Raw genomic sequence first — 21,052 nt, 5'->3', positions numbered from 1 at the left:
CGATCAGGCCGGTGTCGGTGCCGCTTCGCGGACGCCCTGATCGACATGCTCTTCGAACTGGGCGAAATTGTCGATGAACAGCCCGACGAGCTTGGCGGCCATCTCGTCATAGGCTTCGGGATCGTCCCAGGTGCCGCGCGGATCGAGGATCGCGTCGTCGACGCCCAGTTTTTCGAGATTGGGCACCGAAACCGGCACATCGAACCCGAAATTGGGATCGGTGCGGAATTCGGCATCGTTGAGGCTGCCGTCGAGCGCCGCATTGAGCAGCGCGCGCGTCGCCTTGATCGGCATGCGGTTGCCGACGCCGTATTTGCCGCCGGTCCAGCCCGTGTTGACGAGCCAGCATCTGACGCCGCCCTTGGCGATCCGTTCCTTGAGCAGGTTGCCGTAGACGCTCGGATGGCGCGGCATGAAGGGTGCGCCGAAACAGGTCGAGAAGGTCGCTTCGGGTTCGGTCACGCCGATTTCGGTGCCGGCGACCTTGGCCGTGTAGCCGGAAAGGAAGTGATACATGGCCTGGTCGGGCGTCAGCCGCGCGATCGGCGGCAGAACGCCGAACGCATCGGCGGTCAGCATGATGACGTTCTTGGGTACCGGGCCGAGATTTTCTTCCGAGCTGTTCGGAATGAAGTCGATCGGATAGGCGCCCCGGCTGTTCTCCGCGAGGCTCGAATCGTCGAAATCGAGTTCCCGCGTCGCCGGGTCCATGACGACATTTTCCAGGACCGTGCCGAAACGGCGCGTCGTTGCGTAGATTTCCGGCTCGGCCTCTTCGGACAGCCGGATCATCTTGGCATAGCAACCGCCCTCGAAATTGAAGACCGCGGTATCGGACCAGCCATGTTCGTCGTCGCCGATCAGCGTGCGGCTCGCATCGGCCGACAGCGTCGTCTTGCCGGTGCCCGACAGGCCGAAGAAGATCGCGGTATCGCCTTCCGGGCCGATATTCGCCGAACAGTGCATCGGCATGATGCCGTCCGCCGGCAGCTTGTAGTTGAGGATGCCGAACACCGACTTCTTCATTTCGCCGGCATATTTGGTGCCGCCGATCAGGATCAGCTTTTCGGAGAGATTGACCGCGACGACGGTTTCCGACCGCGTGCCGTGACGCTCGGGATCGGCGCGGAAGCTGGGCAGGTCGATGATCGTATATTCGGGCTCGAACCCGGCCAGTTCGCTCTCCTCGGGACGGCACAGCAAGGTGCGGATGAAGAGATTGTGCCAGGCGAGTTCGTTGATGACGCGGACCCGGACGCGGTGGTCGGGCTGCGATCCGCCGTGGAGGTCCTGGACGAACAGCGTGTCCTTCTTCGCGACTTCGCTCAGGAAATCCTCCTTGAGCGCGGCAAAATGCTCGGGCGACATCGGGACGTTGACCTTGCCCCACCAGACGGTGTCCTCGGTCTCGTCGTCGCGCACGATGAACTTGTCGTTTGCCGAACGGCCGGTATGCTTGCCGGTTTCGACGACCAGCGGACCATGTTTGGCGAGGCGCCCTTCACCGCGCTCGACCGATGTTTCGATCAGCGGTGCGGTGTCCAGGTTCCAGTGCAGATCGGCAGTACCGGTATCGATTCCCTGTTTGGCCAAATCGAAAGCGGGGGTACGAGCGGACAATTCAAGTCTCCTAAGAAAATCGGAAAGAACGCGGCTGCCTTGAAAAGCGCCGTCGTCGCTTGCCCTCAGGCCTAAGCAGTTGACGACGGAAAAATCAACGCGCGAGACTCGAATATCGGTGAAAAGCGCCCATTGCCGCGCCGTGCCGAGGCCGCTAGTCAGGCCCGGAACTCCTAGGATATGGTAACCGGATGACCGCCACGATCGCGCTTGTCGACGACGACAAGAATATTTTGACCTCGGTTTCGATTGCGCTGCAGTCCGAAGGCTTCGCGACGCGCATCTATTCCGACGGCGAGACGGCGCTCAAGGCGCTGATCGAGAATCCGCCGGACCTTGCCGTGCTCGACATCAAGATGCCGCAGATGGACGGTATGGAACTGCTCCGCCGGCTGCGCGAGAAGAGCGCGATTCCCGTGATCTTCCTGACCTCCAAGGACGACGAGCTGGACGAAGCGCTGGGCCTGGCGATGGGCGCGGACGACTATATCTCCAAACCCTTTTCCCAGCGCCTGCTGATCGCCCGGATCCGCGCGATATTGCGCCGCAGCGAACTGTCGTCGCAGACCGGCGGAGAAGAAAGTGCGGCCGAGGAACTGCCCGAGCGGATCGTCCGCGGACGGCTCGAAATGGATCCCGCCCGGCACCGGGTGAGCTGGGCCGGCGAGAATGTGACGCTGACTGTGACCGAATTCATGATCCTGGAATCGCTCGCACAGCGCCCGGGCATCGTCAAATCGCGCGATCAGCTGATGGACGCGGCCTATACCGACGACGTCTATGTCGACGATCGCACCATCGACAGCCATATCAAGCGGCTCCGCCGGAAGTTCCGGCAGGTCGACGACGAGTTCGACGCGATCGAAACGCTATACGGAGTCGGCTACCGTTTCGCCGAGGAATAGGTGGAATCGGGCGACGATCTTGACCTGAGATGGTCGGCGCGATGGTCGCTGACGAGCCGCATTCTGGCCGTCAACATCTTCGCGGTCGCGCTGCTCGCCGGCAGCTTCTTCTGGCTCGATAATTACCGTGTGCGGCTGCTCGACGAACGGACCCGGCAGACCGAAACCCAGGCCGAACTGATCGCCAACGTCATCGATCGCGCCGATCCCGGCGAACGGGCCGAGATATTGGCGGCGCTGGGAATGCGGAGCGGCCACCGGATCCGGATCTACGATGCCGGTGGCCGCGCGATACTGGACAGCTGGGACGTTGCCGAACCGACCTATGTCAATCGCGATCCGGCAACCGAACCGTGGCGCCGCAGCGTCGCCCGGTGGATGGATCAGGGGATCGAGACGGTGGTCAATGCCGATCCCCTGCCCCGTTTCGAGGAGCCCGAGATCGACCGGCTGTCGGCCTGGGAATTCGCGGCGGACATTCCCGAAAGCAGCGTGGTGGCGACGCAGCTCGCGTTGGCGCCCGACCGCACGCCGATGGTGTCGGTGGCGATACCGCTCTCCCGCGAACCCGGCCAGATCGCGCTGGTGACGGCCAATGCGCGGGATATCCGCGGCGATGTGCGCAACGAACGGCTGCGGCTCGGCATCATCATATTCGTCGCCGCGCTGGTTTCGATCCTGCTGTCGCTGTTTCTCGCGCGGACGATCGTCCGCCCGCTCCGGCGTCTGTCGCTTGCGGCCCGGCGCGTCCGGCTTGGTCGGGCGCGCGAGGTCGTTCTACCGCGCCTGCCGTCACGGCGCGACGAGATCGGGCTGCTGGCGCGGACCCTTTCCGATATGAGCCAGGCATTGCGGCACAGGATCGATGCGACCGAAGCCTTTGCCGCCGATGTGGCGCACGAACTCAAAAACCCGCTCGCGTCGCTCAGCTCGGCCGTCGACACGCTGCGCAAGGTCGAGGATCCGGCGCTGCAGGCCCGGCTGCTCGACGTCGTCCAGGACGATGTCCGTCGGCTCGACCGCCTGATCACCGAAATATCGACGGCGTCGCGGATCGATGCCGAACTGTCGCGCGCGAATTTCGAGCGGGTCGATATCGGCGATCTTATCGGCTCCATCGTCAAAAGCCGGGACGAACGCGGGCGCAACAGCGAGGTGCGCATCGCCTTCGGCCGCCCCCGGACCGGCAGCGCGGTCGTGATGGGCGATGCGTCGCAACTGGCCCGGGCGCTGGAAAACCTGCTCGACAATGCGGTGTCCTTCTCGCCGGCGAACGGCACGGTCCGGATTGCCGCGACCGGTGACGGCGAGCGCGTCCATGTCGCCGTCGAGGACGAGGGGCCGGGTATTCCCGAAGAACAGCGCGAGCAGATATTCCGCCGGTTCCACAGCATGCGGCCTTCCGACGAGGATTTCGGCAAGCATTCGGGCTTGGGCCTCGCCATCGCCAAGGCTATTGTCGACGGGCATGATGGAAATATCGAGGCTGGAAACCGCGACGATTCGGCAAATGGCGCGCGTTTCACCATTATCTTGCCGATGGCCGGCGCATGACTGACACGAACCCATATGATCGGCGCATATTGCTCGTCACCGGAATGTCCGGCGCCGGCAAATCCACGGCCTTGCGCACGTTCGAGGATATGGGCTGGGAAACGGTCGACAATCTGCCGTTGAGTCTGTTCGACAAGTTGTTCGAGACCAGCGTGCCGCTCGACCCGATCAAGGCCGAGCGATCGATCGCCATCGGCATCGACAGCCGGACGCGCGGTTTCGACGCCAATTCCATCGTCGAGCGGATCAAAGGGCTCGCAAAATCCCATGCGCTCGATATCGAAACCGTCTTTCTCGACTGCGGCGGCCGCGAACTCGAGAGGCGTTTTTCCGAAACCCGGCGGCGCCATCCGCTGGCGCTCGACCGCCCGGCGGCGCACGGCGTGGGGCTCGAACGCGAGATCATGACGCCGCTCAGGCGCTGGGCCGCCCATGTGATCGATACGACCGACAGTTCGGCCAACGATCTCCAGAAAGAGCTGCGGGCGCGCTTCGGCTCGAAAAGCGCCGAGGAGCTCGTGGTTACCGTCTCATCGTTCGGCTTTGCCCGCGGTATATTGCGCAATGCGGATCTGGTGTTCGACATGCGGTTCCTGCGCAACCCGCATTGGGACAAGGATTTGCGGCCGCTGACCGGTCTGGACGCGTCGGTCGGCGACTATATCGCCGAAGATTCCGCCTATGAGGAGGCCGTAACCCGTATCGAGGATCTCGCGCTGCTCCTGCTGCCGCGATACCAGGCCGAAGGGAAAGCCTATGTTACGCTCGCCTTTGGCTGTACGGGCGGGCGACACAGATCGGTACATGTTGCCGAACGGGTCGCCGAACGGTTGCGTAAGGCCGGATTTTCCCCCACGGTCGCCCACCGCGATCTGGCCTTTCCGTCGCTCGATTCCGTCGAGCGGGTGGCCGCGGGCGAAAATGGCAATACAGGTGAGTGAATGATCGGGCTGGTTCTGGTGACGCATGGCAATCTTGCGCGCGAATTCGTGGTGGCGATGGAGCATGTCGTGGGCGCGCAGGAACTGGTCGAGGCGATCTGCATCGGCCCGGACGACGACATGGAAGAACGGCGCGCCGAGATCGCCGAGGCGGTGAAGAAGGTCGATAACGGCAAGGGCGTGATCGTGCTGACCGACCTGTTCGGCGGTACGCCCTCCAATCTCTCCATATCGCTGATGCGGCCCGAACAGGTCGAGGTGATCGCCGGCATGAACCTGCCGATGCTGATCCGGCTCGCCAGCGCGCGCCAGTCGATGAGCGTGACCGATGCCGTCGCCGCGGCCCGCGATGCCGGCAAGAAATATATCTCCGTCGCGTCCGAAATATTGGGACAAGCGGCTTGAGCGCGGCCGAACGCACGGTCACTATTACCAATCAGCGCGGGCTCCATGCCCGGGCGAGCAGCAAATTCGTGACCCTGGTCAGCGAACTCGACACCGATATCGAGGTATCGCGGGACGGGCAGAGCGTCGCCGGATCCTCGATCCTCGATCTGATGATGCTCGGCGCCGCGATGGGCGACACGATTACGATCCGGGCGCGGGGCGACGGGGCGGAGGAAGCGGTCGACAAGCTGGCGGCGCTGGTCGAGTCCAAATTCGGGGAGGACTGACCCCTGCCCCGAGACATTACGGCATTCTCAAATCCGCTGATCAAGCGGGCCCGGTCGCTGCGCGACAAGAAGAACCGGCGCAGCGAAGGCCTGTTTCTCGCCGAGGGGCTGCGCATCCTGACCGAGGCGGAAGAGAGCGGCCGGCTGCCCGAGCAGATTTTCTATGCGCCGGAGTCCAGCGATCATCCCCGCACGCAGGCGCTGGTTTCGGCGACCGAACATGCCGGCGGCGAGGCGATACAGACGACGCGCGCGATCCTTTCCAAGCTGTCGGGCAAGGACAATCCGCAGGCGGTGGTCGGCATCTATCGCGAATTCGATACCGGGCTGGCCGCGATCGACCGCAGCAAAGCCGATATCTGGCTGGTCGCGCAGGCGCTGCGCGATCCCGGCAATCTGGGGACGATGTTGCGGACCGGCGACGCCGTTGGCGCGGGCGGGCTCATTCTCGTCGACGACTGCGCCGATCCCTTCTCGGTCGAGGCGGTGCGTGCCTCGATGGGCGCGCTTTTCACCCAGGCGATCGCGACCGCGCGCTGGGCCGAGTTCATCGCCTGGCTGCGTGAGGGCGACGGCATGCTCGTGGGCACGAGCCTCGATACCGATCTCGACTATCAGCAGCCCGGTTACGTGCCGCCGACCTTCATCCTGACCGGCAATGAATCGGCCGGACTGCCGGCCGACTATGCCGCGGCCTGCGACCTGCTCGTCAAGATGCCGATGCGCGGCAAGGCCGACAGCCTGAATGCGGCCGTCGCGACCGCCGTCATGGCCTATGAAGTGCTGAACCAGTTCCGGCGATGAGCGAAGTCCGCCGCCGCCTCGTCCTCTATCTGAGCGGGTTCGATCCGCGCGGCGTGCGCTATTACCATCAGCTCTACCGCGCCGAGGCGCAAAAACAGGCGGCGGTGTCCGGATACGATATCGAAACCGGCAAGCGGAAACGGATCGCCGACCATCTGGTGCGCTGGGACGTCCGCCATTCCGACGCCGCCGGGACGACGGAAACCGAATATCTCTATTGCGAATGGGACGACATCGTCCGCCAATTCTGGGTCAAGCAGCCGGCAAAGCTCGCCTGGGTGACCTTGACGGCGAGCTGGCGGGCGCTGCGGTCGGGGGTCTTCGCCAAGACCTTCCGGTGGAGCTGGCCCGCCGGCGTCACCGCGACCATGCCGGCGATCGCGATCCTGCTGCTGATCCTGCTCGGCATCGGCCTGAGCGCGATCGGCTATCTGGCGATCGGCGTGGCCGGACTGGTGGCCGGCCTCGCCATCGGGTTCGGATTGCTCTGGCTCGCCTATCGGCTCGAGCAGAAGTTCAACCTGACCTGGGTCGGGCGCATTCTCAGCTTCCACGAGCGCGAGGAGCAGAGCCGCACCCGCTCGCTCGACCGCCGCCGCGACGATTTCGGCGACCTCCTCCGCGCGCGCCTCAAGGAAGGCGGTGTCGATGAGATCCTCGTCGTCGGCCACAGTTACGGCGCGGCGCTGGCGATCGCCGTCGTCGCGCGCGCGCTCGACGACATGCCCGACGACGCGCCGACCCTCTCGCTGCTGACGCTAGGGCAAACGATCATGTGGCTCGCCTGGCTGCCCGAAGCGCAGGCGATGCGGGACGAGATCGCCGCCGTCGCCGAAAGCGATGCGGTCGACTGGCTCGATATCTCCGCGCCGCCAGACGGCGCCTGTTTCGCGCTTGTCGATCCCTATACGGCGATCGGCGACCGCAATGCGGACCGGAAAAATCCCAAGCTGCTGAACGCGAAATTCCACGAGATCATGCCGAAGGCGGAATTCGACAAACAGTCGCGCAACTGGATGCGGCTCCATTTCCAGTACATCATGGCCGCCGCCAAGCCCGCCGATTACGACTATTTCGCTATCACCGCCGGGCCGGAGAAGCTCGCCGACCGCTTCGCCCATCGCCCGTCGGCGCGGGACTTCACACGACTGCGGCGCGGGCGCATGAAGGCCGTGCGATGACCCCATTTGTCCCGCCCAAGCCCGCCGGCAACCCGAAAAAGCTCGGGCCGCTCGCGCGCTTCGTAAAGAGCTTTCATTCCTCGACCGCGCCGCTCTATGCGAACAGCTATTCGATGAAGCTCGGCGAGGTGCGCCTCCCGCGCCGGACCATGTATTTCGTCAACCAGCCCGATCTGGTCCAGCAGATCCTGCTCGGCGATGTCGATCGCTATCCCAAGTCGGACCTGATGGCGACGATGCTCGAGCTGCTGCTCGGCGAGAGTATTTTCGTCTCGAACGGCGATCTGTGGAAGCAGCAGCGGCGGATGATGGACCCCGCCTTCGAGGCGACCCGGATCAAGGCGATCTTCCCGCTCATGCGCGAGGCAGTGGACGCGATGACGGAGCGGTTCGAATCAGGCGCGGCCGGTCCCGACACGCAGGTCGATCTCGAAATGACGCATGTGACCGCCGACGTCATCTTCCGCACCATCTATTCGCGGCCCTTCACCCGCGAAGAGGCAGAGATCATTTTCGAGAATTTCGAGCGCTTCCAGCATCTCGCCTGGCAGCATGGCGTATGGACGCTGGCCGGCGTGCCGCAATGGCTGTCGCTCGGCAAGCTGCGGGCCCGGCGGTCCGCTTCGACTATCCGCGAACTGCTCCACAAACCGGTCCGCGAGCGGCTTGGCGCGATCGAACGCGGCGCGGACGTCCCCGACCGCGATATGCTCGCCAGCTTCATCCGCGCCGAAGATCCGGAGACCAGCAAGCGGTTCGACGAGCGCGAACTGGTCGACCAGATCGGCATCATGTTCCTCGCCGGGCATGAAACCTCGGCCTCGGCGCTCGCCTGGGCGCTGTACCTGATCGCGCAATGCCCGGAGGTCCAGGTGCGGATGCAGGACGAAGCCGATGCCGTGTTCGCGGACGGGCCGCTCGAATTCGAGAAGATGCGCCGCCTGCCCTTTACTCGCGACGTGTTCCGCGAGACGCTGCGCCTCTATCCGCCGGTCGCCTTCATCCCGCGCGACGCGACCGAGGAGCAGGAGATGCGCGGCAAGCACATCCTGCCGGGCGCCATCCTCTTCGTCTCTCCGCTGCTCGAGCATCGCCATACCGAGCATTGGGAGGATCCGGACGTCTTCGATCCCGACCGGTTCGGCCGGGCGGAAACCAGGGCGTCCGAGCAAAAGGCCTATCTCCCCTTTTCGAAAGGCCCGCGCGTCTGCCTCGGCGCGGCCTTCGCGCTGCAGGAAGCGGTGATCGTGCTCGCCACGATCATGCGCGACTGGACGGTGTCGCCGGTCGAGGGCCATGTGCCCAAGCCGATTGCGCGGCTGACCTTGCGCTCGGAAAATGGTATCAGGCTCAATCTCGAACGACGGAGAAAGGAAGGCTGATGCGCTTTCTCGGACTGGCGCTGCTGCTGACGCTCGCAGCCTGCGCGACCACCTATGCGGGCGGCGAACCCGTTTACGAAGACACGGTATATTGATGGCACAGCGCCTTCTTGCCGGGCTTTCCGCCGCCACCCTGCTGACGCTCACCGCCTGCGAGGAACAGCTCGATGTCAGCGAATCGCCGAGCATCGTCGCGGAAGGGGAAGCCGCCGCGGCGGAGCCGGAGCCCATGTTCCGCGGCGTCGGGCAGGAGCCTGGCTGGTTCCTGCGCATCTATGACGATGTGATCGTCTACGAGGCCGATTACGGCGAACGCCGGGTGACGGCGCGGACGCCCGAGGTCGAGCCGTTCGACGGCGGCCGCCGTTACGAGAATGATTCGATTACCGTCGAGATACTCGACCGGCCCTGCACCGACACGATGAGCGGCGCCCCCTACCCGGCCGTGGTCACGATCACCGAACGCGGCAGCCCGCCCGTCGAAGGCTGCGGCGGCGACGTTTGAGGGCAATCGCCGTCAGGGGTCGGGCGACTTCATTACACCGATACTCTACCGTCATTGCGAGCGCAGCGAAGCAATCCAGAGTAACAGGCGATACGCTTGCAGCTCTGGATTGCCGCGTCGGCCCGAAACAGTTTCGAGCCTCCTCGCAATGACGGCCCTCGATCCGCCGCTATAGAGTACATACTCTATTCGGCGGCGTCCGGCGTATCCTCGTCATTGTCGGATGACGGCAGGCTGCCCGCATTGGGCTCGCGCGCGATCGCTTCCACAGGCTGCAATTCGCCGATCTCGTTCTTGCCGGTTTCGATATTGAGTTCGGCGAAGCGGCGCCCGGTGGACAGCACATTGCGTTCGAAACTGCCGACGAACTTGTTGTAATTGTTGACCGCCGTGGTGAGGCCGCTGCCGACCGTGCGCATATGGCCCGCGGCGACCGCGAGCCGGTCGTACATTTCCTTGCCGAGCTGGCCGATCTGCTTGGCTTCCTGCGCGAGCCCCTCCTGCCGCCAGACGGCCGCCACGGTCCGCGCGATCGCGATCAGGTTCGTGGGCGTCGCGAGCAGCACCTTCTTGTCGAACGCATGGTCCCAGAGCGACGGCTCATGCTCAAGCGCCGCGGTCAGGAAATGCTCGCCCGGCACGAACATGATCACATAATCGGGCGCCTCGTCGAACTGGCTCCAATACGCCTTGCGCGATAGCCCCTCGATATGGGTCTTCATCGACGTGCAATGCCGGGCCAGCGCGATTTCCCGAGCCTCCTCCTCGTCTGCGTTGAACGCGTCCTGATAGTCGTTGAGCGAGACCTTCGCATCGATCACCAGCGCCCGACCGCCGGGCACGCGGATGATTGCATCGGGTCGCATGCGCCCGTCCTCGCTTTCGACGCTGACTTCGGTCCGGAAATCGGTGTGCTCGGCGAGTCCAGCCGTTTCCAGCACGTTCCGCAATTGTTGTTCGCCCCAGCGGCCGCGCGCCTTGGGCGCATTACGCAGCGAATTGACGAGCTTCTCGGTTTCGCTGCGGACGCCTTCCTGACCCACGCGCATCTGGTCGATCAGGCCGGTCAGCGTGCCATAGGCCTCGGTGCGGTCCTTCTCGATCTTGCCAACCTGTTCCTCATAGGCTTTCAGCCGTTCGCCGACCGGGCTCAGCAATTGCTTGAGGCGCTCCTCATTCTTCTCGCCGGCCTGGTGGAAGCGCGCATCGGCGCGTTCGAGAAACTGTTTCTGCGCGTCGCTCAGCATCTTGGCGCCGACTTCGCTGAACTGCGCGGTCAGCGCCTCCTTGGCCTCGCGCAATTCGGTAAGCCGCGCTTCGAACGCGCGGTCCCGTTCCTCGGCCGACGCCTTGAGCCCGGCCAGCTCACGTTGGGCCGCGTCGCGCTCGTCGCGCACCCCGTCGAGCGCCGTGCGCAGGTCTCCGGCCGTGCGTTCGCCGTCCGACCGCAGCCGCGCATTCTCTTCCCGCAAGGGCGCAATCCCGCGCGCGCTGGCGAGCCAGCCAAGCACCGCGCCGATGACGAGCGCAGCAATGACAATCAGCGAGACGATCAGCGGATCCATCCAATTCCTCGATGAGAACGAAGGGAGAACCTAGGCCGCATCCATCGCTGCGGCAACCGAATAATCCACCGCAGGGGAATGCGGCAGGCATGACACCGACCATTGCCGCAGTTTCGCGGAAATGTGCCGCGAAAGCCCGGCCGACTGCCGGACGGCGCTCGAAAACCTCTAGCGCCAAGGCGCTTGCAATGTTGGACAATGTCTGGCTGATTCGCGGTTCGATCGCGCCGGTGCGATATAGGGCACACTAACTGTCCTTCTTGAGGCAGTCTGCGTGTGAATTATGTGAACTTAGGGCGAGATCGTTGCGCGGCGATCTCGAGGGTCGACCGCGCTGACGCCTAGGCCGCCTGGAGTTTGCGCGATTTTTCGAGCTTCTTGAGCACCATATTGCGCTTCATGCGCGAAAGATGGTCGATGAAGACGATGCCTTCGAGATGGTCCATCTCATGCTGGAGACAGGTCGCGAGCAGGCCGTCGAGCCGCTCTTCATGCTGTTCGCCATTCTCGTCGAGCCAGCGCGCGGTGACGCTGTCCGGCCGTTCGATCTCGGCGAACTGGTCGGGGATCGACAGGCAGCCTTCCTCATAGGTTCGCAGCTCTTCGGACGGATCGATCAGCTCGGGATTGATGAAGACGCGCGGATCCCTGACCGGCTCGGCGTCCTCGGCATCGCTTTCCGGCTCCTGCAGGTCGATCACGAGGATGCGCTTGGGCACGCCGACCTGGATCGCCGCGAGCCCGATACCGGGCGCGTCGTACATCGTTTCGAACATGTCGGCGATCAGCTTGCGCGTCTCGTCCGTCACCTCCTCCACGGGCGTGGAAAGGGTTTTCAGACGGGGGTCCGGGACCTCGACGATCGGTAAAATGGCCATGCAGAATAAGTAAATCTCTTCCCCCTCCCTTTCAAGGGAGGGGTGTAGGGGTGGGTGCGAGGCTTTAGCCTCGCTGCGCTTGGAAAGCCGAAAAGCGGCATTGAGCCGCTTCCCGGCTACCCCACCCTGTCATCCCTCCCCTGAAGGGGAGGGAGTAAGTCAGGAAACCGGTCGCCGCGCCCTCAAAGCCTGCGCCAACGTGCCCTCGTCCAGATAGTCGAGTTCGCCGCCGACCGGCAGGCCATGGGCGAGCTGGGTGATCCGCACCGGGTGGGATTCGAGCCGTTCGGCCAGATAATGGGCGGTCGTCTGGCCCTCGAGGGTCGCGTTCATGGCGAGGACGACCTCGTCGATATCGCCGCCCGAGACGCGCTTGATCAGCGTGTCGATATGCAGATCCTCGGGCCGGATGCCGTCCAGCGCGGAGAGGCGCCCGCCGAGCACATGGAACCGTCCCGGAAACAGCCGCGACCGGTCGAGCGCCCAAAGATCGGCGACTTCCTCGACGACGCAGAGCGAGCGGGTGTCGCGCTTGGCGTCCGTGCAGATGCCGCACGGATCGCTGGTATCGACATTGCCGCAGATGCTGCACGTGGCGAGTTTCGCCTCGACCGTTTCCAGCGCCCGCAGCAGCGGCGAGAGCGAGGCTTCGCGTTTTTTCAGCAGGTGCAGCACCGCCCGGCGCGCCGAACGCGGGCCAAGACCCGGTAGGCGCGCCAGCGCATTGGTCAGCTGTTCGATCTCCGCGGATGCCATGATTTCCTAGGTAGGGGGTTGCGCTCCCCTTTGCCAAGCGGTTGAAGCAGCGACATGCGGATCATTTTCATGGGAACGCCCGATTTCGCGGTGCCGGCGCTGCGCGCCTTGGCCGATGCCGGGCACGATATCGTCGCGGTGTACAGCCAGCCTCCCCGCCCGGCGGGCCGAGGCAAGCAGCCGCGCGCGTCGGCCGTGCAGCAGGCCGCGGAGGAACTGGGTGTCGAGGTCCGCACTCCGGCCAGCCTGAAACCGGACGAAGAGAAAGCCGCCTTTGCCGCGCTCGACGTCGATGTCGCGGTCGTCGCGGCCTATGGCCTGATTCTCAACCAGACGATTCTCGATGCGTCCAAATATGGCTGCCTCAATATCCATGCATCCCTGCTCCCCCGCTGGCGTGGGGCGGCACCGGTCCAGCGCGCAATCCTTGCAGGCGACCCGGCGACCGGCGTCACGATCATGCAGATGGAGCGCGGACTCGATACCGGGCCGATGTTGACCGTCGCCGCGACGTTGGTCGAGGACAAGACCGCTGGAGAATTGACGGCGGAACTCGCGGCCATCGGCGCCTCGCTGATCTGCGATACGCTCGATGAACTCGACACGCTGGAGCCGCAGGCACAGGACGATGCAGAGGCCATTTATGCGGACAAGATCGACAAGGCCGAAGCGCGGCTCGATTTTACGCAACCGGCCGAACAGGTGGAGCGCGCCGTCCGCGCCTTCAACCCGATGCCCGGGGCCTTTTTCGAGCACGAAGGCGAACGCTTCAAAGTGCTCGCTGCCGATATTTCCGGACAATCCGGCGATCCCGGAACCGTGCTCGACGACGCGCTGACCATCGCCTGCGGTACGGGCGCGCTCCGCCCGACACGGGTACAACGCGCCGGCAAGGCCGCGATGGACACGGCCGACCTTCTACGGGGCCTTCCGATCCCGGCCGGCACGTCGCTCGCATGACGCGCTTTCGCCTCACCATCGAATATGACGGCCGGCCCTATATGGGCTGGCAGCGGCAGCCGCACGGACCCAGCATTCAGCAGGCGATCGAAGAGGCCTGCACGGGGATCACCGGCGAAGAGGTGCTCGTCTACGGCGCGGGCCGGACGGATTCGGGTGTCCACGCCGTGGCGATGGCCGCGCATGTCGATATCGCGAAGGAAATCGACGCCTTCCGGCTCGGCGAGGGGCTGAACGCCAAGCTGCGCGACGAGCCGATCGCGATTCTCGATTGCGAGGAAGTGACCGACGACTGGCATGCGCGCTTCGATTGTATCGGCCGCCGCTATCTCTACCGGATCGTCAACCGCCGGGCGCCGCTGGCGCTGGAGAACGGCCGGGCCTGGCGTATCCCGCAACGGCTCGACGAAGCCGCGATGCACGAAGCCGCGCAACTGCTCGTCGGCAAGCATGATTTCACGACCTTCCGCTCGGCCCATTGCCAGTCCGACAGCCCGGTCAAGACGCTCGGCTCGCTGGCCGTGCAGCGCGACGGCGATGCCGTGAGGGTTCATGCCGCCGCCCGCTCCTTCCTCCATCACCAGGTCCGCTCGATGGTCGGATGCCTGGCGCTGGTCGGCATGGGGCGCTGGTCGGCGGACGATCTGCAGGCGGCGCTGGACGCGGCCGACCGGAACCGGCTCGGTCTCAACGCGCCGCCGGACGGTCTCTACTTCCTCGGCGCCGATTATGCGGGCTGATCGCCCAGGCCGAACACCCGGCGCAGCGAGCGGTCCAGCATCATCAGCTGCCAGATCAACCGCCCATGCTCTTCGCGCCCGCTTTTGTGCGCCTCGACGATCCGCTTGACCGCCTGTCGGTCGAACCATTCGGTTTCCGCCAGCGCCGTACTGCTGACGAGCTTGTCCGCCTCGCCCGCCAGAGCGCCTCGGAACCAGGCGCTGATCGGCGTGACGAAGCCCATCTTGCGGCGATGGAGGATATCCTCGGGCAGGTAGCGCCGCATCGCCTGTTTCATTAGCCATTTGCCGGTTCCGCCGCGCACGCGCTGTTTGAGCGGCAGGGTCGCGGCGAATTCGACGAGCCGGTGGTCGAGCAACGGTTCGCGCGCCTCGAGACTGACCGCCATGCTCGTCCGGTCGACCTTGGTCAGGATATCGCCGGGCAGCCAGATCTTGAGATCCGCATATTGCGCGGCGGCAAGGCCGTCTTCGGCGGGCGCATTGGCAATCGCACTCACATAGCGATCCTCGGCGCGATGGCCTGCCAGCGCGGATCGCATGGCGTCGCTGTACAGGGCGTTGCGCAATCCCGGCCCGGTCACGCCGACGGATTCGGCATAGGCCTCGGCCCCGGATTGTCCGAGACCCTGCAGCGTCGATTTCGCGCGCAGGAATTGCGGCGCCCAATCCAGTTTCGGATAGACTTTGCCGAGCCCGCCGAACAGTGGCCGGCGGACGGCGCCCGGCAGCAGGCGCCGCGCCCTCTCCTCTCCGGCATGGAAGACATGGCGGCGATAGCCGGCGAAAATCTCGTCCGCACCGTCGCCGGACAGCGATACGGTAACCTTCTCCCGCGCCAGTTCGCAGACGCGGTAGGTGGGCAAGGCGCTGGCATCCGCGAACGGTTCGTCGAACGCCTCGACCAACGTATCGATCAGCGCGAAATCGTCTGCCGCGACGATCCGCTTGCGGTGATTGGTCGCGAAGCGTTCGGCGACCTGCTCGGCATATTCGGTCTCGTCATGATCGGCCTCGTCGAAGCCGATCGAACAGGTTTCGACCGCTTCCTTGCTCGCTTCGGCCATCAGCGCGACGACCGAAGAACTGTCGACGCCGCCGGACAGGAACGCGCCCAGCGGCACGTCGGCGATCATCCGGCTGCGCACCGCCTCGCCCATATGGGCGATCAGCTCGTCCTCGGCGGCACCTGCCTTGCGCCGTTTCGGCGCGAAGGCGACGTCCCAGTAGCGGCGCGGATCGGCGAGCGGCAGGCCGCGGCGGGTCATCAGATAATGGCCGGCCGGAAGCTTGTGCACGCCGGCGACGAAACAGGCGTCGTCGGGCACATAGCCGAACGCCAGATAGTCCTCGATCGCCTGTTCGCTGGGCCGGCGGCGCAACAGCGGATGGGCGAGAAGCCCCTTGAGTTCGGACGCGAAGATCAGGCTGCCGTCCGACACTTCGGCATAATAGAGCGGTTTGACGCCGAGCCGGTCGCGACCGAGAAACAGCGTCTTTGCCTCTTCGTCGTAGAGCGCGAAGGCGAACATGCCGTGGAAACGCTCGACACAGAGCGGGCCCCATTGCCGCCATCCGTGGAGAATGACCTCGGTATCGCTATCCGTCCGGAACTCATGGCCCAGCGCGCACAAATCGGCGCGGATTTCCCGATAATTGTAGATTTCCCCGTTGAAGATGGTGACGAGCGTGTCGTCGGGGGTCGCCATCGGCTGATCTCCGCCCTCCAAGTCGATAACCGACAGCCGCCTATGGCCGAGCCCGACACCCTGCGCCGTCCAGACGCCCGATCCGTCCGGGCCGCGATGCGCGAGTACGTCCGCCATCGCGCGCACCCGGTCCGGATCGACGGGTTTCGCCGTTTCGAGATGAAAGATGCCCGCAATCCCGCACATGGCGGTTCAGTCGGCCAAGCCGGTCACGCGGTCAACCAGCTGTTCAACACCGCCGCTGTCGGCGATGAACTCTTCGATAGCCGCCCGCACCTCGCGGCCTTCGGCGGAAATCACGATCCCGACGGCGCGCCGGTCGCCGCCGAGCAGCCGCGCGCGTAACGTCGCCAGCTTGGCCCGGCCGCCGCCAGCGGTCAGCCGGTCGCCGACCATTACATATTGGAACACCTCGCGCGCCACAGGGCCGGGCGCCATGATGCGATAGGCGCGGCCCGACGGCGGCGGTGCGCTGTTTTCCGACCAGGACCATTCGGTTTCGGCCGGAAGTCCGCCCTGTCCGAAACCGACCGGCTCCCGCCCCTCGACCGGATTGGCATAATAGCCGATGGCGAGATCGACCACCCTCCCCGCCGCGTCGCTGTAGCGGGTTTCGAGCAGCCGGTCCGCGCCGGCATAGGTCGCCCGCCACGGATAGGCCATCGGCGCCGAGCTGCGCGCCCAACCCGCGATCTGCGGCGCGGAGAACGGGGCGGGAACCGTGTCGCGGGCGGCAGCGGCATTGCCGGCCATCCAGACGGGCGAAATGACGGCAATCGCAAAGACGGCGAGCGTCATTGCATAACGGCGGTTCGGGCCGTGGGTTAACGGTTTGCGCGGCTCGATTTCAGCGGGATCGAAGGCGGGATCGTCGATATCGCGATCGAAGAACGTCCAGCCCAGGGCCAGCACCGCGGCGATGACGAAGGCGAAGAAGAACCAGCCATAGACGACATGATCGAAATTCTCTGCGAATTCGATGCCCGTCGCATCGGCGATGTAGATGGTCGCGAAGGCGCGGATTCCGTTGGCGACGATCGGCATGACGATGCAGAGCGCGAGGAAGGCCCCGCGCCGCCGCCAGCTCCGGAAGCACAGATTGGCGGCGAGCGCCCCGAGCGCGACCATCGCGATCAGGAACTTCACCCCCGAACAGGCTTCGGCAACCTCGAAATAGCCCGAGGGCGTGGTGATGAAGACGCCTTCCATATGCGCGGGCAGACCGAACAGGCCGAGCAGTATCATGCTGAGCTCGGCAGTAATTTCCTGGAGAAAGGGCACGAACTCTTCGCCGAACGGGACGAGAAACAGCGCATAGGCGAGCGGAAACAACAGCCCCCGGGTGACCGTCAGGCCGAGTATCGAGACGACGGCGCCCTGCAGCATCACGACGACGCCCAGATGCCGTGCGAGCGCGACGCCCGCGGCTTCGCCGAGCAACCAGCTCTGGCTGCCCAGCGCCACTATCGCCAGGCCATAGGGCGAGGCCGACGGCGTCAGTTCGGCGAGCTCGGCCTTCCGGTTCCAGACCAGCCACCCGATGATCGGGATAATGAGCAGGCAGTGATTGAACGTGGAACTGTTCCACCAGACCGAAACCATGTCGGCGGCGTCGCCGCGGAACAGCAGAAGGAGACCCGCCGCCGCGGCCGCCAGCAAGACGAGACTCGGCCGCCATGCGCCGACCGCGCCGGCTGCCGAAGGACGGTCCAGGGTATCGCTCGCCGTCATCAGCGGACCTCGGCCAAAGCGTCCTTGGGGTCCGCCAGCCCGTCGCGGCCGGTCAGCGCCGCGAGCGGCGCCAGCGTTTCGTCCCAGGCATAGCGTTCGAGCATGCGCTTGCGCGCCGCGCGGCCCATCACTTCGCCCATCGCGCTGTTGCTCAGCAGTTCGAGGACGAGCTGCGCCTCTTCGGCCGGCGTATCCGCGACGAGGAGATCGCGGCCGGGCACGGCGTCGATACCTTCGAAGGCCGGACGCGAGGCGATTACGGGGCGGGCCATCCCCATCGCTTCGAGTACCTTGTTCTGGATCCCGCGCGCGATGCGCAGCGGCGCGACGACGACATCGGCGGCCGCGAGCCAGCTGCGAATATCCGCGACCCCGCCGGTGACGATCACCCCGTCGCGCCCGGCAAGCCGCTCCACTTCGCCGGTCGGGTTCCGGCCGACGACCGCGAATGTGATGTGCGGATTTTGCAGGCGGATGATCGGCAGGACGTCGTCGGCGAAACTCACGGCCGCCTCGACATTGGGCCGGTAGTCCATCTGCCCGGTGAAAACGACCAGCGGACCGGCCGGCCGTTCGATTGCGGGAAATGCGGCATCGGGATCGAAAAATGTGCAATCGATCCCGTTTTCCAAGGCGCGTACCCGATCGGCATCGAGACCGGCTTCGCTTCGAAACAGCGCGGCCTCGGCCTCGCTGACGAACAGGCTGGCATCGGCCCGCTGCGCCGTCTCCCGTTCGAACGCCGCCAGCTTGCGGGCTTCGCGGGCGTGCACATAGCGCATCGGTATCGAGCTCGATTCCGCATAGGACGCGAATTTCGCCGAATCGACATCGCCGAAATCCATGATGAAGCAGATGCCCGGCGGAAGTTCGGGCACGAACTGCGCCATCTGCCCGGAAAAGACGAAAACGGTGTCGATCGATTCCGTTTCCATCGTCCGTGAGACGAAATCGCGGATACCGGGGCGGTCGAACAGGGTCAGCGAAATCGGTTTTCCGGACAGGATCGCCCGGACGCCGCCAACCGGTTTGGAAACGGTCCGTTTTTCGACATGCAGCGATCCCAGCATCGGCCGGAGCGTTTCGGCGTGCCCCAGATCCTCGTCGTGATCGGCGAAGGTCGCGACGTGGACGGTTGCCAGCTCGCACAGCTTTTTGAGGATGTTGTACGAGCGGATCTTGTCCCCGCGGTCGGGCGGATAGGGAATGCGATGGGCGAAAAAGAGGATGTCGCCCATCAACCGAGCCCTTTTGCGATCCAGGGCCCGATACGGTTGGCGATCCGCAACGGCAGCCGCTGCCACAGCGCGACCTGCAACCGGTATTTCGGGTCGTTCGGGTTCATTTCACGCGGTGTCGCGCCGTTCGCGGTTCGAACCGCATAATGCAACGGTTCGGGCGTGAAGCCCCAGTTTTTCTTGAAGTTGTAGGGGCCGGTCTTGATCTTTGAGCGACCGAAGTCGAACTGCGTGCAACCGCGTTCGCGGGCATGGTTCATCAGGCTGAAATAGAGAAGTTCGTTCGCCCGCAGGGCGCGCGCCGCGAACGTGCCACCGCCCCAATAGGGCATCGCGGTGCCGTTGAAGTAGAAGGTCAGTACCGAAGCGACGGGCTCGCCGTGATGGCGGACCGTCGTGATATCGGCCTCGTCGCCGAACCCGTCGAGCATCGCATCGAACAGCGCGCGCGGAAACACCGGCGTTCCGAGATTGCGCACGCTTTCGGCATAGACCGCGTAATGGGCCTCGCGATCGCGCTCGTCCGTTCCGAACGCGACGGTCAGATCATTCTTCAGCGCCTTGCGGATTTCGGCCCGCTGCTTGCGGGGTATCGCCTGAAGCTGCGCATCGTCGCTCTCGGCCAGCGCCCCGACGAACCCGGCATAGACGTCGCTGCGCACCGGCCATCCCTTGGGCAGCGCGCCGCCGCGTAGTTCGACCTCGGGGATGCTCAGCCGTTCGGCGAGCTGCCAGGCGGCGTCGGCCAGCGCATTCGCATTGATCGGATTGGCGACGAGCGCCCCTCCCCCGACCGCAAAGCCGCTCGATACGAGCGCCCGGCCGAACAGCGGCGAATGGATTTCGGTGAGCGGCAATATCCCGCGCAACGTGGTTGCCCGTTCGCCGATCAGTATATGGCCGGGCTGGCCGCATCCCCGTTCGATCGCTTTCAGCCAGCGCGGCAGGTGGAACGGCGTCCCGCCCTCGGTCTCGCGGATGAAATCCTCGATCCGCGCACATTCGTTCGGATCGCGGAGATCGGCGGCCCGGATGCGCAATTTGTGGAGAGACATGGGCGCGTTCACTGGACCGTCGCCTTTTGCATTTCGGCGACACGGTCGACACGCCCCCATCGGAAGTCGCGGAGCAGGCGCTCGAGCTTGGCCTCCATCGCCGACAGCCGGCTGTAATGGCGGACCCTGGACCGGAGCGGCGCGTTTTCGATGCGCGGCTGTTCGGGGTCGATCTCCCAGGGATGGAAATAGAATATCGCCGGCCGCCCGTCATTGCCGTTCACCCGGCCGATCGCCCAACGCGAAAAGCGATAGGGCAGCAGCCGGAAGAAACCGCCGCCGCCCGCCGCGATCGTACGCCCGCCGAGCCGCGCTGTCGTGACCGGCAGCTCGATCAGCTCGCTGTCATCACACGGCGCAAAGGCGAAGCGCGGCGCCTCCGGCCAGCCATAATGATCGTGGACAACGGGCGCGACGCTCGAGGAATAGGCATAGCCCTCTTCCGCCAGAATTTCGTGCGCCCAGGGCGTGCGGGCATCGATCGAGAAGCTGGGCGCCCGGTAACCGGACACGCGCTCTCCCGCGGCGACTTCGAGCGCTGCACGCGCCTTGCGAATGTCGGCGCGGAACTCTTCGGGCTGCATCGTGAAGACGCGCCGATGGTCCCAGCCATGGCTGGCGACCTCATGTCCGGCTTCTGCGATCCGCCGGATCAGGGCCGGATAGCGTTCCGCCACCCATCCCAGCGTGAAAAACGTTCCCTTGACGCCCGCGCGATCGAACAGATCGAGGACGGCGTCGCTGTTGCGCTCGACGCGATGCGCGAGCGCATCCCAGTCGTCACGCGCGATAACGGTCTCGAACGCGCCGACCTGGAACCAGTCTTCGATGTCGACCGAAAGCGCATTGAGCAT

The 21,052-nt window shown here is 65.0% G+C and carries 20 protein-coding genes and 1 pseudogene; 12 read left to right on the top strand and 9 right to left on the bottom strand.

Annotated features, from left to right (window positions below):
* Positions 1 to 3: 3 nt before the first annotated feature.
* Positions 4 to 1,620, bottom strand: coding sequence for a phosphoenolpyruvate carboxykinase (locus tag HFP57_RS03080; RefSeq protein ID WP_176868428.1), 1,617 nt, complete (start codon positions 1,618 to 1,620; stop codon positions 4 to 6).
* A gap of 191 nt (positions 1,621 to 1,811) precedes the next feature.
* Between HFP57_RS03080 and HFP57_RS03075 the strand changes: the two genes are divergently transcribed.
* The 9 genes from HFP57_RS03075 (at position 1,812) to HFP57_RS03035 (ending at position 9,566) form a co-directional block, all read left to right on the top strand.
* Complete coding sequence (locus HFP57_RS03075; RefSeq protein ID WP_176868427.1) at positions 1,812 to 2,525, top strand: response regulator transcription factor; 714 nt, start codon at positions 1,812 to 1,814, stop codon at positions 2,523 to 2,525.
* Positions 2,526 to 4,079, top strand: a complete 1,554-nt coding sequence (locus HFP57_RS03070) for a sensor histidine kinase (protein WP_176868426.1) — start codon at positions 2,526 to 2,528, stop codon at positions 4,077 to 4,079.
* On the top strand, positions 4,076 to 5,020 hold the full coding sequence (gene rapZ / locus HFP57_RS03065) for an RNase adapter RapZ (protein ID WP_176868425.1): 945 nt from the start codon (positions 4,076 to 4,078) through the stop codon (positions 5,018 to 5,020). Before HFP57_RS03070 ends, rapZ begins: the two co-directional genes overlap by 4 nt.
* On the top strand, positions 5,021 to 5,425 hold the full coding sequence (locus HFP57_RS03060; protein ID WP_176868424.1) for a PTS sugar transporter subunit IIA: 405 nt from the start codon (positions 5,021 to 5,023) through the stop codon (positions 5,423 to 5,425).
* Complete coding sequence (locus tag HFP57_RS03055; RefSeq protein WP_176868423.1) at positions 5,422 to 5,694, top strand: HPr family phosphocarrier protein; 273 nt, start codon at positions 5,422 to 5,424, stop codon at positions 5,692 to 5,694. Before HFP57_RS03060 ends, HFP57_RS03055 begins: the two co-directional genes overlap by 4 nt.
* A 3-nt stretch (positions 5,695 to 5,697) precedes the next feature.
* Positions 5,698 to 6,498 carry a TrmH family RNA methyltransferase gene (locus HFP57_RS03050; RefSeq protein ID WP_176871115.1) on the top strand — a complete coding sequence of 267 codons (801 nt, stop codon included), beginning with the start codon at positions 5,698 to 5,700 and terminating at the stop codon, positions 6,496 to 6,498.
* Positions 6,495 to 7,679, top strand: a complete 1,185-nt coding sequence (locus HFP57_RS03045) for a hypothetical protein (protein WP_176868422.1) — start codon at positions 6,495 to 6,497, stop codon at positions 7,677 to 7,679. The genes HFP57_RS03050 and HFP57_RS03045 overlap by 4 nt, the downstream gene beginning before the upstream one ends.
* A complete protein-coding gene (locus tag HFP57_RS03040; protein ID WP_176868421.1) occupies positions 7,676 to 9,061 on the top strand; it encodes a cytochrome P450 in 1,386 nt (461 codons plus the stop codon). The genes HFP57_RS03045 and HFP57_RS03040 overlap by 4 nt, the downstream gene beginning before the upstream one ends.
* A gap of 94 nt (positions 9,062 to 9,155) precedes the next feature.
* Entirely contained in the window at positions 9,156 to 9,566 is a 411-nt protein-coding gene (locus HFP57_RS03035; RefSeq protein WP_176868420.1) for a hypothetical protein, read from the top strand.
* 185 nt (positions 9,567 to 9,751) lie between these two features.
* Here HFP57_RS03035 and rmuC read toward each other — a convergent pair whose 3' ends face one another.
* Entirely contained in the window at positions 9,752 to 11,131 is a 1,380-nt protein-coding gene (rmuC, locus tag HFP57_RS03030) for a DNA recombination protein RmuC (protein WP_176868419.1), read from the bottom strand.
* A 79-nt stretch (positions 11,132 to 11,210) separates the two neighbouring features.
* Between rmuC and HFP57_RS18295 the strand changes: the two are divergent.
* Positions 11,211 to 11,303: pseudogene (locus HFP57_RS18295) on the top strand (four-helix bundle copper-binding protein); the annotation flags it as partial.
* A 169-nt stretch (positions 11,304 to 11,472) separates the two neighbouring features.
* Here the strand turns inward: HFP57_RS18295 and def are convergent.
* Both def and recR read right to left on the bottom strand, forming a co-directional pair.
* Positions 11,473 to 12,009: a peptide deformylase gene (def, locus tag HFP57_RS03025; protein WP_176868418.1), complete on the bottom strand. Its 537-nt coding sequence runs from the start codon at positions 12,007 to 12,009 to the stop codon at positions 11,473 to 11,475.
* Between the two features lie 159 nt (positions 12,010 to 12,168).
* Positions 12,169 to 12,765 (bottom strand): recombination mediator RecR, encoded by a 597-nt coding sequence (gene recR / locus HFP57_RS03020; RefSeq protein ID WP_176868417.1) that lies wholly within the window; start codon positions 12,763 to 12,765, stop codon positions 12,169 to 12,171.
* Positions 12,766 to 12,819: 54 nt separating this feature from the next.
* Between recR and fmt the strand changes: the two genes are divergently transcribed.
* Both fmt and truA read left to right on the top strand, forming a co-directional pair.
* Positions 12,820 to 13,725, top strand: a complete 906-nt coding sequence (gene fmt, locus HFP57_RS03015) for a methionyl-tRNA formyltransferase (RefSeq protein WP_176868416.1) — start codon at positions 12,820 to 12,822, stop codon at positions 13,723 to 13,725.
* Positions 13,722 to 14,465 carry a tRNA pseudouridine(38-40) synthase TruA gene (truA, locus tag HFP57_RS03010; RefSeq protein ID WP_176868415.1) on the top strand — a complete coding sequence of 248 codons (744 nt, stop codon included), beginning with the start codon at positions 13,722 to 13,724 and terminating at the stop codon, positions 14,463 to 14,465. The genes fmt and truA overlap by 4 nt, the downstream gene beginning before the upstream one ends.
* On the opposite strand, the gene HFP57_RS03005 is transcribed toward truA, so the two are convergent.
* From HFP57_RS03005 to HFP57_RS02985, 5 genes are read right to left on the bottom strand one after another with little or no spacing between them, the layout of a single operon-like run.
* The gene (locus HFP57_RS03005; RefSeq protein ID WP_176868414.1) at positions 14,453 to 16,360 is read right to left on the bottom strand and encodes an XrtA/PEP-CTERM system amidotransferase; all 1,908 of its coding nucleotides are present in this window, start codon (positions 16,358 to 16,360) and stop codon (positions 14,453 to 14,455) included. The genes truA and HFP57_RS03005 overlap by 13 nt on opposite strands.
* A 6-nt stretch (positions 16,361 to 16,366) precedes the next feature.
* A complete protein-coding gene (gene xrtA, locus HFP57_RS03000; protein WP_176868413.1) occupies positions 16,367 to 17,905 on the bottom strand; it encodes an exosortase A in 1,539 nt (512 codons plus the stop codon).
* A complete protein-coding gene (locus HFP57_RS02995) occupies positions 17,905 to 19,146 on the bottom strand; it encodes a TIGR03087 family PEP-CTERM/XrtA system glycosyltransferase (protein ID WP_176868412.1) in 1,242 nt (413 codons plus the stop codon). The genes xrtA and HFP57_RS02995 overlap by 1 nt, the downstream gene beginning before the upstream one ends.
* A complete protein-coding gene (locus HFP57_RS02990; protein WP_246263287.1) occupies positions 19,143 to 20,210 on the bottom strand; it encodes a FemAB family XrtA/PEP-CTERM system-associated protein in 1,068 nt (355 codons plus the stop codon). The genes HFP57_RS02995 and HFP57_RS02990 overlap by 4 nt, the downstream gene beginning before the upstream one ends.
* A complete protein-coding gene (locus HFP57_RS02985) occupies positions 20,207 to 21,052 on the bottom strand; it encodes an XrtA system polysaccharide deacetylase (RefSeq protein WP_176868411.1) in 846 nt (281 codons plus the stop codon). Before HFP57_RS02985 ends, HFP57_RS02990 begins: the two co-directional genes overlap by 4 nt.

This window comes from Parasphingopyxis algicola (assembly GCF_013378075.1).
In the GTDB taxonomy this organism is placed as follows: Bacteria; Pseudomonadota; Alphaproteobacteria; order Sphingomonadales; family Sphingomonadaceae; genus Parasphingopyxis; species Parasphingopyxis algicola.
The sequence above is the reverse complement of the archived record's forward strand: the minus strand, read 5'-3'. Positions and strand labels throughout refer to the sequence as shown.